Annotated in this window: 7 protein-coding genes and 1 pseudogene; 4 read left to right on the forward strand and 4 right to left on the reverse strand. The window is 70.8% G+C overall.

Going from position 1 to position 14,925, the window contains the following annotated elements; genetic code table 11:
- Positions 1-28: 28 nt before the first annotated feature.
- Complete coding sequence (locus tag OG746_RS13475) at positions 29-1,918, reverse strand: ABC transporter substrate-binding protein (RefSeq protein ID WP_266714818.1); 1,890 nt, start codon at positions 1,916-1,918, stop codon at positions 29-31.
- 357 nt (positions 1,919-2,275) lie between these two features.
- Positions 2,276-3,715, reverse strand: a pseudogene (locus OG746_RS45615) (MinD/ParA family ATP-binding protein); the annotation flags it as partial.
- A 2,960-nt stretch (positions 3,716-6,675) separates the two neighbouring features.
- Here OG746_RS45615 and OG746_RS13485 point away from each other — a divergent pair.
- The 3 genes from OG746_RS13485 to OG746_RS13495 all read left to right on the forward strand — a co-directional run bounded on the left by OG746_RS13485 (position 6,676) and on the right by OG746_RS13495 (position 12,034).
- Positions 6,676-8,877 carry a serine/threonine-protein kinase gene (locus OG746_RS13485; RefSeq protein ID WP_266714819.1) on the forward strand — a complete coding sequence of 734 codons (2,202 nt, stop codon included), beginning with the start codon at positions 6,676-6,678 and terminating at the stop codon, positions 8,875-8,877.
- Between the two features lie 67 nt (positions 8,878-8,944).
- Positions 8,945-11,041, forward strand: coding sequence for a serine/threonine-protein kinase (locus OG746_RS13490; protein WP_266714820.1), 2,097 nt, complete (start codon positions 8,945-8,947; stop codon positions 11,039-11,041).
- Between the two features lie 60 nt (positions 11,042-11,101).
- On the forward strand, positions 11,102-12,034 hold the full coding sequence (locus OG746_RS13495; RefSeq protein WP_266714821.1) for a protein kinase family protein: 933 nt from the start codon (positions 11,102-11,104) through the stop codon (positions 12,032-12,034).
- Here OG746_RS13495 and OG746_RS13500 read toward each other — a convergent pair.
- Positions 12,031-12,330: a DUF397 domain-containing protein gene (locus OG746_RS13500; RefSeq protein WP_266714822.1), complete on the reverse strand. Its 300-nt coding sequence runs from the start codon at positions 12,328-12,330 to the stop codon at positions 12,031-12,033. The two genes, OG746_RS13495 and OG746_RS13500, sit on opposite strands and share 4 nt — an antisense overlap.
- Positions 12,331-12,510: 180 nt before the next feature.
- On the opposite strand from OG746_RS13500, the gene OG746_RS13505 reads away from it, so the two are divergent.
- On the forward strand, positions 12,511-13,479 hold the full coding sequence (locus OG746_RS13505) for a mediator complex subunit 15 domain-containing protein (protein ID WP_266714823.1): 969 nt from the start codon (positions 12,511-12,513) through the stop codon (positions 13,477-13,479).
- Positions 13,480-13,545: 66 nt separating this feature from the next.
- On the opposite strand, the gene OG746_RS13510 is transcribed toward OG746_RS13505, so the two are convergent.
- Positions 13,546-14,922, reverse strand: coding sequence for a S8 family serine peptidase (locus OG746_RS13510; protein ID WP_266714824.1), 1,377 nt, complete (start codon positions 14,920-14,922; stop codon positions 13,546-13,548).
- Between the last annotated feature and the right edge of the window lie 3 nt (positions 14,923-14,925).

Genomic DNA, 14,925 nt, shown 5'->3' on the forward strand with positions numbered 1-14,925 from the left:
TCTTCTTACTCGCGTAGCTGTGCGTCGCCTACTCGCGTTCGTCCGCCGTCGTGCGCCGCCGCCGCGCGAAGAGGACCCCGCCGCCGATGACGACGAGTGCCGCGACCACGATGCCGATCACGATGCCGGTGGAGCTGGACGAACCGCTGTCCTCGCTGTCGGACGCCGACGCGGGTTCGGCCGACCACCAGCTCCAATACCCGTCCTGGCCGTAGATGTTGCCGGCCGCGGTGGGCATCGTCTCGATCGACTTGATCTGGTCGGTGCGGTAGGCCTCGACCGCGTTCGGGTACGCCATGACGTTCATGTAGCCGGAGTCGTAGAGCCAGGACTCCATCTTCTTCACGGTGTCCGCGCGCTTGGCCGGGTCGTACTCCGCGAGTTGCTGGTTGTAGAGCTTGTCGTAGGTCTTGTCGCAGATGCCGTTGTCGGTCTGCGCGACCTCCTTCGGCTTGCTCGGCAGGGCGGCGCAGGTGTGGATGCCGAGGACGAAGTCCGGGTCCGGGTTCACCGACCAGCCGTCGAAGGCGAGGTCGTACTCACCCGCGTACCAGGGCACGGAGACATCGTCGACGCAGTTCAGCTTCAGACCGATGCCGATCTTGCCCCACCACTCCTTGAGGTACTTGCCGACCGCCTTGTCGTTGGGGTCGGTGGCGTGGCACAGCATGCGCAGGTTGATCGGCTTGCCGTCCTTGCCGACGCGCTTGCCGTCCTTCATCTTGTAGCCCGCGTCGTCGAGCATCTTGCCCGCGGCCTGCGCGTCGTAGCCCAGCTTCTGGTCGGCCGAGGGCTGCCAGTAGTAGTCCTGGAAGCGCGGCGGGATGTAGCCCTGGCCCTGCACGGCGTGGCCCTGGAAGACCTTGTCGACGATCGCCTTGGTGTCGACGGCCTTGAACAGCGCCTGGCGCACCTTCTCGTCGAGCAGCGCCGGGTTGCCGTCACCGAACTTCTTGCCGCTCTTGGTCTTCCAGCCGGGGTTCACCGCGATCGCGTAGAAGCGGCGGCCGGGCCCCTCGTTGACCTTGATGTTGTCCTCGCCCTTGAGGGACGCCGCCTGGGCGGGCGTCAGGGCGGGGGAGCCGGCGACGAAGGAGACCTCGCCCTTGCGCAGGGCGGCGACCGCGGCGTCCTGGTCCTTGTACGCCTTGAAGACGATGTTCTCGAACTGCGGCGTCTTCGTCTTGCGCCAGAAGTCCGGGTTGCGCTTGAGCTTTACGTACTGGTCGGTCTTGTAGCCGGTGACGACGTACGGACCGTTGCCGACGATCGGGAACTTGTCGTCGTTGTTGAACTTCGAGTAGTCCTTGACGTCCTTCCAGACGTGCTCGGGCACGATCGGAATGTCGAGGGCCGTCATCGTGGCCTGCGGCTTCTTCAGCTCGACGACGAGCTTGGTGTCGCTGGGCGCCGTGACCTTCTTGAAGTTGCCGACGAACGAACCGTTGGCGGTCGCCGCGGCGTCGTCCGTCATCATCTTGTTGAAGGTGAAGGCGGCGTCGTGGGCGGTGGCCTTCTGACCGTCGGACCACTTCGAGTTGGAGCGGATGGTGTACGTCCACGTCAGCTTGTCGGCCGAGGGCTTCCAGTCGGTGGCGAACCCCGGGATGACGTGGTTGTCCTTGGGGTCGTAGTTGGTCAGGTACTCGTACATCAGGCGGTGGATGCTCGTACTGACCAGGCGGGTCGCCAGGAACGGGCTCAGCGAGTCGACGCTCTGCGCGACGGCCACGGTGAGGGTCTTGGTCTTGCCGCTGTCGGCCTTGGCCGCGGCGTTGCCGCTCGCCTTCGCCTCGGCCTGCTGCGGCGCCGGGTTGAGAGGCGTGGCGAGGCCGGCCGTCAGGGTGAACGCCGCGGCGCCTGCCGCGAGGAGTATCCGCACTCCGCGCCGTGGGGGGCGGGCTGTTCTGTGGTCCATGTCTTGCTGAGCTGGTGTGTCCATCGGCGGTGACCTCGCGCATCGCTCGCACAGCTGGGCTGGATCTGAGAATTCAGGTCGACTGAAGTGTTGGTTTATCAGCGGCAGTTGAGGAACGTCAACGGTGGGTGAACCCCATGTGGCCTGCGGAAATAACGAGTTGACCTGCATTTCACGCACATTGGTCGAGACCTCTGATGCTTTGCAGGCCAGGGGATGGCACCCGTATGGGTGCAGGATGCGCAAAAGGCCCGCACCGGCGTTCGAGAGGTGCGGGCACTTGGCGTGAGCGTGCGGGTGGGCGGGGGTGCGGGGTGTGCGTGTGGTTCTGAGGGCGTTGGGCTAGTACTGCGACGGTGGTGCTGCCAGGTGGGTGGGGTGGCCGAAGCCGCCGAAGCCCTCGGCGACCATCGCCGAGAGCTCGAAGTACGACTCCCGCGTCTTCGGTCGCATCATGTCGAGGTCGACCTCGGCGCCGGCCGCCAGGTGCTCGTCGAAGGGGATGACGAGCACGCCGCGGCAGCGGGTCTGGAAGTGGCTGACGATGTCGTCCACCTTGATCATCTTGCCGGTGTCGCGGACACCGGAGATGACCGTGAGGGAGCGCCGGACGAGTTCGGTGTAGCCGTGCGCGGACAGCCAGTCGAGGGTGGTGCTTGCGCTGCTCGCGCCGTCGACGGACGGGGTCGAGATGATGATCAACTGGTCGGCGAGGTCGAGGACTCCGCGCATCGCGGAGTACAGCAGGCCGGTGCCGGAGTCGGTCAGGACGACCGGGTAGTGCCGGCCGACCACGTCGATCGCGCGGCGGTAGTCGGCGTCGTCGAACGTCGAGGAGACCTCCGGCTCCACGTCGTTGGCGATGATCTCCAGGCCGGAGGGGGTCCGCGAGGTGTACTGCCGGATGTCCGCGTACGAGTGCAGGTGCGGGATGTTCTGCACCAGGTCGCGGATGGTGGCGCCGGTCTCGCGGCGCACGCGTCGGCCGAGGGTGCCGGCGTCCGGGTTGGCGTCGATCGCGAGGATCTTGTCCTGGCGTTCCGAGGCGAGGGTCGAGCCGAGGGCCGTCGTGGTGGTCGTCTTGCCGACGCCGCCCTTGAGGCTGATCACGGCGATGCGGTAGCAGGACGAGACCGGGGTGCGGATGAGGTCCAGCTTCCGCTGCCGCTCCGTCTCCTCCTTCTTCCCCCCGAACTTGAACCGCCCGCCACCGGCGGTGGGCGCCTTGCTCCGCTGCTTCTGCCGCTTGCTGTTGACGAGCCGATCGGCGGACAGCTCGACGGCGGCGGTGTAGCCGAGGGGGGCGTTGGTGTCGGGGGCGGGGGTGTGTGGGGGGTTCGGGTAGGGGGGTTGGGCGTTGGATGCGTGTGCGTGTGCGGGCGTGGGTGCGGAATGGGGGAGTGGTTGGGCGGGGGCGGCTGCTTGGCCGGGGGCCTGGCTGGGCGCGTGACCGGGCGCGTGGTCGGCTGCCTGGCCGGGCGGGGGGCCGAAGCCGGGGTGTGGCTGGACTGGTTGGGGGGTGGGGTAGGTGGGGTGGGGGTGTGCTTGGGCCTGGGCTTGGGCCTGGGCCTGGGCTTGGGGTTGCGGTTGGGCGGCGGGCAGCGGCTGGGCGGGGGCGTGTGGTTGACCGGGGTGGGGGGTGCCGTAGGCGGGCGGCGGGGTGGAGGGGGTGGGGGTGCGTGGGCCCGGCTGGTCGTGGGGCGGTGCTGCCGGTTGGGCGGGAGAGGGCGGGAAGCCGTAACCGGGCGGTGGTGTGGAGGGTGCGGGTGAGGGTGTGGCGGGGTGGCTCTGGGCGGGGTGCGCCGGGGGCTGTGGTTGGTTCGGCGGGGGGAAGGCGTAACCGGCGGGTGGGGTGGGGGTGTTGGGCGGCTGCCCCTGGGTTGGCGGTGCCGGTTGAGCCGGGGGCTGAGGGAAGCCGTAGCCGGGCTGGGGTGCGGGGGTGTTGGGGGCCGGTGTGTTGGGCGGTTGGCCCTGAACTGGCGGTGCCGGCTGGGCGGGAGACTGGGGGAAGCCGTAGCCGGGCTGTGGCGTGAAGGGGGTGGGTACGGGGGGCGCGGGGTGCGCCGGGGGCTGTGGTTGGTCCGGCTGAGGGAAGCCGTAGCCGGGCTGTGGTGCGGGCTCGGTGGGTGGCTGGCCTTGGGGTGGTGTCGGCGGGGCCGGAGGCTGGGGGAAGCCGTAGCCCGGCTGTGGTGCGGGTGTGGCGGGTGGTTGGCCCTGAGCCGGCGGTGCCGGTTGGGCGGGGGTTTGAGGGGAGCCGTAGCCGGGCTGTGGTGCGGGCTCGGTGGGTGGTGTCGGCTGGGCCGGGGGCTGGGGGAAGCCGTAGGTAGCCGGTGGAGCGGGGGTGTCGGGTGACTGCTGGCCGGAGGCCGGTGGTGCCGGTTGGGCCGGAGGCTGCGGGGATCCGTAACCGTGCTGTGGCGCAGGGACGTTGGGGGTGGGCAGGTCCGGCGGGGTGGGCTGCGGGAAGCCGTAGCCGGGTTGCGCGTTGGCCGGCTGGCTGAGGTTCGGTGGCTGCGGAGGGCCGGATTCACCCTGCGCTGGCATGGGTTGGCCGTCAGCCGGTGGTGCCGGTTGGGCGGGTTGCTGCGGGAAGCCGTATGCGCCGTGGGGCTGTGCGGGCGTGTTCGGGGCTGCCAGAGGCGGTTGGCCGGGCGCGAGGTCGGTCCACTGCGGGGCCGCGGGCGGCGCGGCCGGCTGGAACGACGGCGGCAACGGGGGTACCCCGCCTGCCGGAGGGGGCGGGGGAGCCCAGCCTGTCGGGGTGTTGGGTGTGGGTGCGTCGCTGGGAGCCGGAGCGTCCGCAGCGGCCGCAGCGTCGCCGGGAATTGGGGGCGCAGGGGGCGCCGGAGCAGCTTGTGACGTCGCCGGGGCGTCGCCGAGAACCGGAGTCGGCGGAGCAGTGGGAGCGGCCGCAGCCGGGGAATCGGGGGCGGGCGCTGTTGGCTCCACCGGGGGCACGGTGGGAGCCGGAGCAGCCGGAGGAGCCGGAGTTTCGGAGACGTAGCCGAGGGCCGGTCCTGCCGGTGCAGTTGGTGGTGCCGTGGGAGCGGCCGCAGCCGGGAAATCGGGGGTGGGCGCCGTCGGCTCCGCCGCGGCCGGAGTTTCGGGGACGTAGCGGGGGGCCGGTGCAGCGGGTGGTGCCGTGGGAGCAGCCACCGCCAGGGAAGCGGGAGCGGGCGCCGTCGGCTCCGCCGCGGTCACGGTGGGAGTTGGAGCAGCCGGGGCAGCTGGAGTGTCGAGGGTGTAGTCGGGGGCCGGGCTTGCCGGGGCGTCTTGTGGTGCCAGGGAAGTGGCAGCCGCAGCTGGGGAGTTGGTGGTGGACCCGGGCGGGTGCACCGCCGAATCCCCGGCGGACGCCGTTGGCCGCGCCGTGGTTTCGTCGGTGGACGGCGCGCCGGCATCCTCGGCGTCCGGTGCCGCGAGGGGGAAGTCGGTGTCCGTCGGGACGGCGTCGGCCGTCTTCGCGCGGGCGCTCTCCGTGTCGATGTCGACGTGCACCCGGTGGGCGTCGACCCACGCGCGGGCCCTCTCCGCGGGACTCTGGACCGGCGTGGGCGCAGGGGCGGGCGGCTCCCCGAGCGCCGCGAGCTCCTCGAAGTTCCGCCTCAGCGAGGGCGCGGAGAAACGCAGGGTGGTCCCGCTCTCCAGATCCCCACTGTCCAGGTCACCGCTGTCCAGGCCTCCGCTCCCCGGACCCCGGTCCCCCAGATCGCGACCCCCACCGCCAGACGCACCCGCCGTAGCGGTCGGCTCAGCCGAAGTGATCGGAGCTGCCGGTGCGGCCGGACCTGCGGGTGCAACCGGAGCTGCCGGTGCGGCCGGACCTGCGGGTGCAACCGAAGCCGCCGGTGCCGCCGGACCCGCCGGAGCAACCGATGCCGCCGGGCCCGCGGGCGGAACCGAACCCGCAGGCGCAACCGAAGCCGCCGGAGCAACCGGTGCCGCCCACCCCTCCGCACCACCCGGCGCCATCGGCGCCCCCGCTCCCGGCCCCGCCGGCTCCCAGCCCACCCCACCGCTCCGCGAACTCGCCTGCTCGTACCAGGGCGGAGGCGCGTAGTCGATCGTGAACTCGCCCGTCGGCTCGGCACCGAACCCTGTCGGCTCGACGCCGAACCCCGTCGGCTCGGCACCGAACCCCGTCTGCTCGATACCGAACCCCGTCTGCTCGACATTGGACCCCGCGCCGGACGGTTCACCGGCGGGTGACCCGCCGCCCCCGCGGACATCGTCCCGATCGCTGCTCACAATGCCTCCTGGTGTGGTCGAGCACCGGCGTGCCTCCCCCGCCCCCCTAGGGCCTGTCGTTTGGATCAGGCCGGGCTCGCGGGGCCTGGCACGCACGCTCGCGGCGTTGTCGTCGGTCGCCGACGCTCCGCGTCGACTCCCTCCTCCGCCTTGCGATCGCACGCTTCCCCAAGCTCTCGGCTTCGCTCGAGCAGGGGAGGCCCCACTACCCCGCTCCCTGATCCGGCCTCATCCAAACGACAGGCCCTTGCCGTACGCACGGCCCGCGCGCGGGAACACAGGACACGTCCTGTCCCAGCCTAATCACCAAAACCGCCCGCACGGCAGGCCCGCCCACACCCCGTCGACTAGACTCGCCGCGCCGTGACCGGGGAGGTCGTGGCGCGGACGGCGGCGGGGGAGGGCGTGGCGTGCGGAATCGGATCCGGATCAGGGGCGGTGCCCCGCCGGTGCGCGCAGCGCACCCCAACTGACCCGCCCCGCACCCGACCACGGCGAGAACTCACCTCATGCCTACCGCGCTCACCCACGACGACCCCGTACACCTCGGCCCGTTCCGCCTCGTCGGACGCCTCGGCAGCGGCGGAATGGGGACGGTGTACGTCGCGCGGACCGCCGGCGGGCGAACCGTCGCCGTGAAGACCATGCACGCCGGACTCGCCGCCGACCAGGCCGCGCGGACCCGGTTCCGCCTGGAGATCGACGCCGCGCGGGTCATCGGCGGGCAGTTCGGGGCGAAGGTCGTGGACGCGGACCCGCTGGCCGAGACACCGTGGCTTGCCACCGAGTACGTACTCGGACCGCCCCTCGACGAGGCCGTCGAGTCCGGCGGACCGATGCCCGAGACGACCGTGCGCGCGCTGGGAGCCGCCCTGTGCGGGGCACTTGGGCAGCTGCACCGCAGCGACGTCGTGCACCGCGACCTCAAGCCGTCCAACATCCTCGTCACGGCGTACGGCCCCAAGGTCATCGACTTCGGCATCGCCCGCGCCATCGGCGACGACCGTCTCACCCGCACCGGGTCCGCCGTCGGCACACCCGCGTTCATGTCGCCGGAGCAGGCCACCGGCCAGGACCACGGCCCGGCCGGAGACGTGTTCGCGCTCGCCGGAGTGCTGGTGTTCGCTGCCCGCGGCAGCGGCCCGTTCGGTAACGGGCAGGCCGCCGACCTGCTGTACCGCGTGCGGTACGGCGAGCCGGACCTGACCGGGGTGCCCGCCGCCCTCGTCCCCGTACTGGCACGCTGCCTCGACAAGGACCCGGCGCGACGCCCCACCACGTACGACCTGTCGGCCCAACTGCACACCGGGACAGGCGAGTTCGCCGACCACCTGTCCGAGGCGCTGCTCGGTGACATCGGGCGCCGCGCCACCGACGTATGGCAGACCGTCCCGCAGCGGCTGCCCGCTCCCATCACCCATACGCTCCCGGGGACCACCGCGGTCGCCCCCGTCGCGAGCGCCCCCGTGTCGCGGCGCCGCTTCCTCGCCGTCGGGGGAGTGCTCGGCGTCGGCGCGGTCGCGGCCGGAGGCGCCTGGTGGTGGACCGGCCGCTCCTCGGCGGAGAAGAAGGCGGCGGACCCCAAGGCCCTCGACACCCGCAACAGGCGCAATCTCGACCCCCTTTGGAAGGACGAGGGTTACTTCGAGAGCAGCGTCGTCGACGGCGGAAAGTCGATGATCCCGGCCATCGTCGACGGGGTGGCCGTCGCGATGCGCGGGTACGCCCGCGGCTTCGCCGTGTCCGACGGCGCGAAGAAATGGGACGACCACATCGGCAGCGGATGGCAGTGGACCGCCGCGGACGGCAAGCTCTACCACCTGTCGTACAACGTGTACCAGGACGACCGCGCCGGAGCGCCCGTCACCGTCGAGTCGATCGCCCCGCGCACCGGCAAGAAGGTCAAGACGCTCGCCCGTCTCGCCGACACCAACGACCACCTGGAGGGGAACCAATTCCTCTGCGTCGCAGGCGACATCGCCTACGTGGCGGTGGGCAAGGGCAAGGGCGGCACACTCGGCTACGCGGCCACGCAGAAGTGGACGCTGCGCGCCGTGAACTGCGCGACCGGCAAGACGCTGTGGTCGCGGCCGCTGCCCAAGCGGGCCGAGCTCGACCAGTCCATGCACATCCTCGCCGCGAAGGTGGCCGGCGGGCACCTGGTGACGTACCAGCAGATGAAGGAGGACGAGGTCCACATCGTCGTACGGGACCTGAAGACAGGCGCCATCCTGTGGAACGTCCCGTACCGCGTCGACGACGTCGCCACCCTGTGGGCCGCGATCGCGGCCGACGACACGCACCTCTACATCGGCGGCACCCGGCTCCGCGCGGTGCGCCTCAAGGACGGCAAGGCGCAGTGGCAGACGCCGGAGGGCCGCCCGTTCGGGCCGCCGACGCTGCACGGCGGTGTCGTGTACGCCGTGGGCGAGGGCGTCGGACTCGCCGCGTACAGGGCGAGCGGCGGCGGGCGGTTGTGGGTGGAGAAGGACGGCAGCGCCGACGAGCAGTCCAGGGCGTGGCGCCCGCTCATCGGCAAGCAGTGCGCGTACTACCGCAACGGCGCGCAGTTGCGCGGCGTCGACCTCAAGAGCCGCGAGGTCGCGTGGACGTACAAGACGGACGGCGACCGCTTCTACGCGAACCCGGAGCGCACGCGCATCCTCTCCCTGAGCAACAACGCCAAGCTCGCCGCGTACCCCATGAAGTGACACACCCCCCACCCCCCCCCCGCACACGCACAGGTTCCACGACCGCCCATCCGGCAGAAGGCCCCACATGAAACCCCTCGGCATCGGCGACCCCCTCCGCCTCGGTCCCTACCGCGTCCTCGGCGTGCTCGGCGAGGGCGGCATGGGGAAGGTGTACGTCGGTCAGGACGGCGCCGGGACGCTCGCCGCGGTCAAGGTGCTCAAGCCCGAACTCGCTCACGACACGAACCTCGCCCAGCGGTTCGTCCGCGAGGCGCAGGCCGCACAAGCCGTACGCAGCAAGGGAGTTGCGAACGTCCTCGGCGCGTGGACCGAGGGCGGCCGCCCGTGGATGGCCACCGAGTTCCTGGCGGGACTCACCCTCGACCAGGCCGTCGAGGCACACGGGCCGCTGGCCGAGCCCGCCCTGCGCGCCCTCGCCGCCTCCCTCGCGCACACCCTCGCCGACATCCACGCGGCGGGCTTCATCCACCGCGACCTCAAGCCGCCGAACATCGTGCTGACGTCGACGGGCCCGCGCATCATCGACTTCGGCATCGCCCGCCCCGAGCACGGACTGACCCTCACCACGACGGGCGAAGTGCCGGTCACCCCCGGGTACGGGGCCCCCGAGCAGGTGCTCGGCCGCCGTGTCACCCCGGCCGCCGACATCTTCTCGCTGGGCGCGGTGCTCGTGTACGCGGCCAGCGGACGGCGCGCGTTCGACGGCGGGCACGTGGCGGCCGTGCAGTACGAAGTGGTTCACGGCGAGCCCCAACTCCACGGAATCACCCCGGAGTTGCTGGCACTCATCGCACCCTGCCTCGCCAAGGACCCGACCCACCGCCCCACCCCCGCCCAGATCGCCGGGGCGATGCGGCCGCCCAAGGGCGCCGAGAAGGCCTGGCGGCGCGGCTCCATCGCCGACGCGATCACCGAGCGGGAGACCGGGGCCCGGCACCTGGCGACCACCATCGTGGGCGGAACGCAGCAGCCGCAGCAGCCCGCCATGTCGCGAAGACGCCTGCTGACGACCCTCGGCGTCGGTGGCGCCGTCGCCGCGGTGGGCGGCGGCACGGCCGCGTGGTGGTACGGCTCGCGCCCCGACAGCGCTCTGTTCGACGTCCCGGCCGCGGTCAGGACCCCCGTACAAGCGCTGAAGTCCAAGCCCGCCGACGACTACTCCGAGAACGGCGGGACCATGAAGCTGTGGTCCGTCACCACCGCGGACGCCACGTCGCCCGAACTGCTGCCTGTGCGCGACGTGTTGGTCTTCGCGCTCGGCTCCGGCGGCATCGGGGCGTACGGCGTCAAGAACGGCACGCGGCGCTGGTCCGCCGACGGCCTCCGGGCCAGGTCCGGCTATGTGTCGCTGGCCGACCGGCTCGTCGTCGGCGCGGACGACCAGGGAACGCTGCACACCTTCGTGCCCTCCACCGGAGCCGCGAAGTGGACGTGCGAGCAGGCCGAGGCCGAGACGCTGCTCGCCGCCGGCGCCGACGCGGTCTACATGATCACGAAGGACGACCGGCTGCGCTGCGTCAACAGCGAGGACGCCGAGGTGCGGTGGACGGTCACCGTGCCCGCGAAGTTCCGCAAGAAGCTGCACGGCCCGGCCGCCGTCGGCGGGGGCGTCCTCGTCGTCCCGTCCACCGACGGCACGGTGCTCGCGGTGCGCACCAGCGACGGCCGTACGGCATGGCAGCAGTCCGAGGAGTCCGAGTCGGTCGTCCGCCCCGCCATCGCCGACGGCATGGTCTACCTCAACAACAAGACCCTGGAGGCCTACCGGCTCCGCGACGGAAACCGGGAGTGGAGCACGTTCCAGCTCGGCGGCGCCAACTCCGTGTACAGCAAGTGGGGACCGCCCGAGGTGCGCGGGAACAAGGTGTACGCCAACGCCGTCGACGTCACCCGGTGCCACAATCGGGCCAACGGCGAACAGGAGTGGTTCGCGGTCGGCCCGTCCACGACCAGCCGCGTGCTCACGCAGGGCACGAGCATCTGGTCCGTCGACGACGGCGACGGAATCGGCGAACTGCAGTTGAAGGGCATCCCGCAGAAGGACGGCAAGAACGTCTGGACGACGAGGTACCCGCGACCCCACTACACGCAGCTCGCCGCCGGTGGAAACCGGGTCTTCCTGCTGATGGACAGCACGGTGCAGGCGCTGTCGGTGTTCTGAGCGGCGGTAGGGTCGGCGGTAGGGCAGTGGCCCTGTTCGTATGGGGGGAGTGGGGGGCACGTGCACAGCACCAGCGGCGGGGTACAGCAGTCAGGCCCGTACCTCCTGCTGACGTCCATCGATCCCATCGACTCCATCGACCGGAAGGTCAGGACGCCCTCCGCCCGCCACATCGCCCGAACCGCCGACGGTGACCGCACGGTCCTGCTCAGCACCCCCGCCCCCGGCGTCGACCCGAACCGCTTCATGGCCGAAGCGGACGCGGCGCGCTACCTGCTGGGCAGCTGGACGCTGCCGACGACCGAACTGGCGCCGCCCGGCGGGTCACCCTGGCACGCACGCCCGTACGTCCCCGTACTGCCCCTGCCGACAGCGCTCGCCCTCAACGGCGGCCCGCTGCCGGAGCGCACGGTACGCGCCTTGGGCGTCGCGTTGGCTGAGACACTCTCCGTCATCCACGGCCAAAGCCTCGTCCACGCTGGACTCTCCCCGGCGGCGGTACTGCTCTCCTTCGACGGCCCACGCCTCGACTGCTTCGGCGCGGTACGCGCGGCGACACCCGACGGAGCGCTCCGTCGCGACCTGCCGGGCATCGACGGCACGGCCCTCGCCCCGGAACAACTGGCGGGCGGACAACCGCGCCCGCTCGGCGATGTGTACGCACTGGGCGCGACACTCGCGTACGCCGCGACGGGCCACACGGTCCCCGAGCGGGACGAACTCCCGGTGTCACTACGCTCACTGGTGAGTAGATGCCTGTCCAGGGACCCGGTGCAACGGCCCCAACTTGCTGATGCTGTCGCCGAGTTGACCCAGGGGACTGCACGCCACCCGGTCGGCTTCGGCGCCACCGACCACGCCTCGACGCTCCTCACACCCGGCTGGCTGCCGGCCCGCCTGGTCGCGGCGCTGGCACACCAGGCGGCGTCGGTGCTGGACGCGGAGATGCCGGTGCCGTCGTCGACGACGGCACCGGGCACGTACGGGTACTAGGCCTCGCCGCCGCCATTGCGCGGAGCCGACTCCAGGTCGAACTCCCCGTCCCTGGCGCCGAGTACGAACGCCGTCCACTCGGCCTCGGTGTACCGCAGCACCGTCTCCGGCTCCAGCGACGAACGCATCGCCACGGCGCCGTCCGGCAACTTGGCGATCTCGACGCGCTCCTCGTCCTGCTCGGTACCGGGCGCGCTCTCCCACGTGACGCCGGAGATGTCGAGCGCGTACAACTCGTTCTTCTCGCGCTCCTTACGGGCCTCGATCTCCTCCGGCGTCTCGCCTGTGGTCCCCACGCCGCATCAGCCCTTTCCGTAGTCCTGCGGTAACCACGCTCAGCTTAGTGAAAGTTGACCGTCGACCACGGTGAGCCGCTGGAACGGGACTCTTTGGTGGAGGAAGCGGTCCGATGGGCGCACGGGTCCCGTGTGTCCGGGAGGATGTCCTGACGCATCAGCACGGGGAGGACTCCAGCAGTGAGCAGCAACCATCCGGGCCCGTACGCCGGCGGCCCCCAACAACCGGGGCCCTACGGCGCGCAGCCGGCACCGTACGGGCAGCCGCCGGTTCCGCCGTACGGACAACAGCCAGGGCAACCTGGACCGTACGGGCAACCGGGGCAGCAGCCGGGTCCGTACGGGCAGCCGGGTCCGCACGGGCAGCCGGGGCAGCCGCAGTTCGGCGGTTACGGGTTCCCGCAGCAGCCGGGTGGTTACCCGCCGCCGCCACGCCGTGGCGGTCTGGCGAAGACCTTGGTGTTTGTCGCGTGCGGGGCGGCGCTGATGACGCTGATCGGCTTCGGTCTGTTCTGGATCCGCGACGCGCAGGGCCCGGACGACGACGGCCCGCACAAGCTGACGGCGCCGTCGACGATGTCGTTCGCCACGTACTACCGCGCCGGCGACGAGTCGGACCCGCACCTCTCGTCGGAAGACCCCAAGGTGTTGAAGTGGCACGAGATGGAGAAGCCCACGGAGATCGCCGTCAGCTACTCCGACGAGCTCCTCGACAACGTCGACACCTCTGACCCGGACGCGGCCCAGGACACGTTGCAGCGTGCGCAGAACGGCAAGCGGTTCTCGGTTACCGGTGCCTACGGCGAGTTCCGCAAGCCCGAGCTGGCCTTGTCCTACTACTTCGGCCTCGTGGAGGACAAGCTCACCGAGGCCACGGACAAGGCCCCCGGCCACGTCGTCTCGTCGCTGGACGTGCCGGAGGACACGGAGGCGGACTCGCTCGAAGGCGGCACGGTGATGAGGTGCGCGGACTTGAAGGTGGACAGCTGGGACGACGACAAGCCGGCCACTGAGACGACGGTGTGCGGTTGGGCCGACTATTCGACGGTCGGAGTGGTCACCCCGTACGACGGGACTCTCCCGGTGTCGAAGGAGGACTCGGCGGAGCTCACGGGAAACATCCGCACCGCAATGCGCGTCGAGAACTAGACGCGCAGGTGCAGACGTGAGGCCCGTGACCAGGTGGATGGTCACGGGCCTCGGTGCGTCAGGTGCCTACTGGCGCGGGGGACCCCACTGCGGGGGCTGCTGCTGGCCGTAGGGGCCGGGCTGCTGGGGCGGGGGCGCGTAGCCGCCCTGCTGGTAGGCGTGCGGGGGCATCGTGCCGGGGGCGCCGGGCCCGCCGGGGCCACCCGGTCCGCCGCGGTTGTTCTTGTTGCGGGAGACGACGACGATGACGATGACCACCACGATGACTACGAGCGCGGCGATGCCGATGCCGACGTATAGCAGCATGTTGGAGCTGTCGTCCTCCGACGAGTTGGAGGCGTTGCCGGTGGCGGGGGAGGGGGACGCGCCAGCCTTGTCACCCGAAGCCTTCGGGAGTGCGGACAGGTCCCACGGGCCGCTCGCGCCACCCTTGGGGATGTTGGCGGTGAGGGCCTTGAGCGGGCTCAGGTCGCCGTAGCCGTGGTAGGCGTCCGGCAGCTTCGACTTGTCGACGCCCTTGGCGATGTACGTGGACTTGATGACACGGTTGACCAACTGGCCGGGGGTGTAGTCCGGGTACTTCTGCTTGAGGAGGGCGAAGGTGCCGGAGGTGATTGCGGCGGACATGGAAGTGCCGTCGCCGGTGACGTAGTCACCCTTGATGAACTGTCCGTCCTCGGTCTCGTAGCCACCCTGGCTGGTGGCGACGATGATGTCCTTGGCAGGGGCGGTGAACATGAGTTGCTTGGAGTAGCTCTCATCTTCCCAGGGGGTTCCGTTCTGTACGGAACCGCCGACTTGGGTGACACCGGGGACGGAGCCGAGGCCGTGCTTCTCTTCGGTGCCGTCGTTGCCGGACGCCTGCACAACTACAACGTTGTGGGCCAGGGCGTAGGCGATGGCCTCCTTGTTCGTCTCGTCCGTGTAGGCCTGAGAGACGGAGATGCTGATGACGTCGGCACCCTGGTCGACGGCATAACGGATCGCCTCGTCCCACTCACAGGCAGACTTCCGCTTCCTGTCGATGGCGCCGCCCTCGGTCGCCCAGATGTCAATAGGAAGGATCTTGGCGTCTGGTGCCATTCCCAGCACGCCTGCGCTGTTCCCAGCCCCGTGGCCGTGGCCCGCGATCAGCGAGGCCATGCCCGAGCCGTGATCGTCGAGTTTCTCCTCGTTGGCAGGCTTGTCGTCCGAACAGCGCTTGCCTGCAAGCACGTTGCCCGTCAGGTCGGGATGCGTGCTGTCGACGCCGTCGTCGAGTACGGCGACGGTGACGCCCTTGCCGGTGGCGACTTTGTGGACGGCGTCGATGTCGAACGCCTTGTTCTGCCACTGGTCATCTCTGGTCGCGTCTGCCGAGGCGGCCGATGCGGTGCCGAGCACCAGGGCTCCCACCATGGCCGCGCCGCCGATCGCGCGTAGCGTCCTGTGCGCGAAGCGCATGCT

The sequence above is a fragment of the Streptomyces sp. NBC_01016 genome (genome assembly GCF_026341035.1).
Classification (GTDB): domain Bacteria; phylum Actinomycetota; class Actinomycetes; order Streptomycetales; family Streptomycetaceae; genus Streptomyces.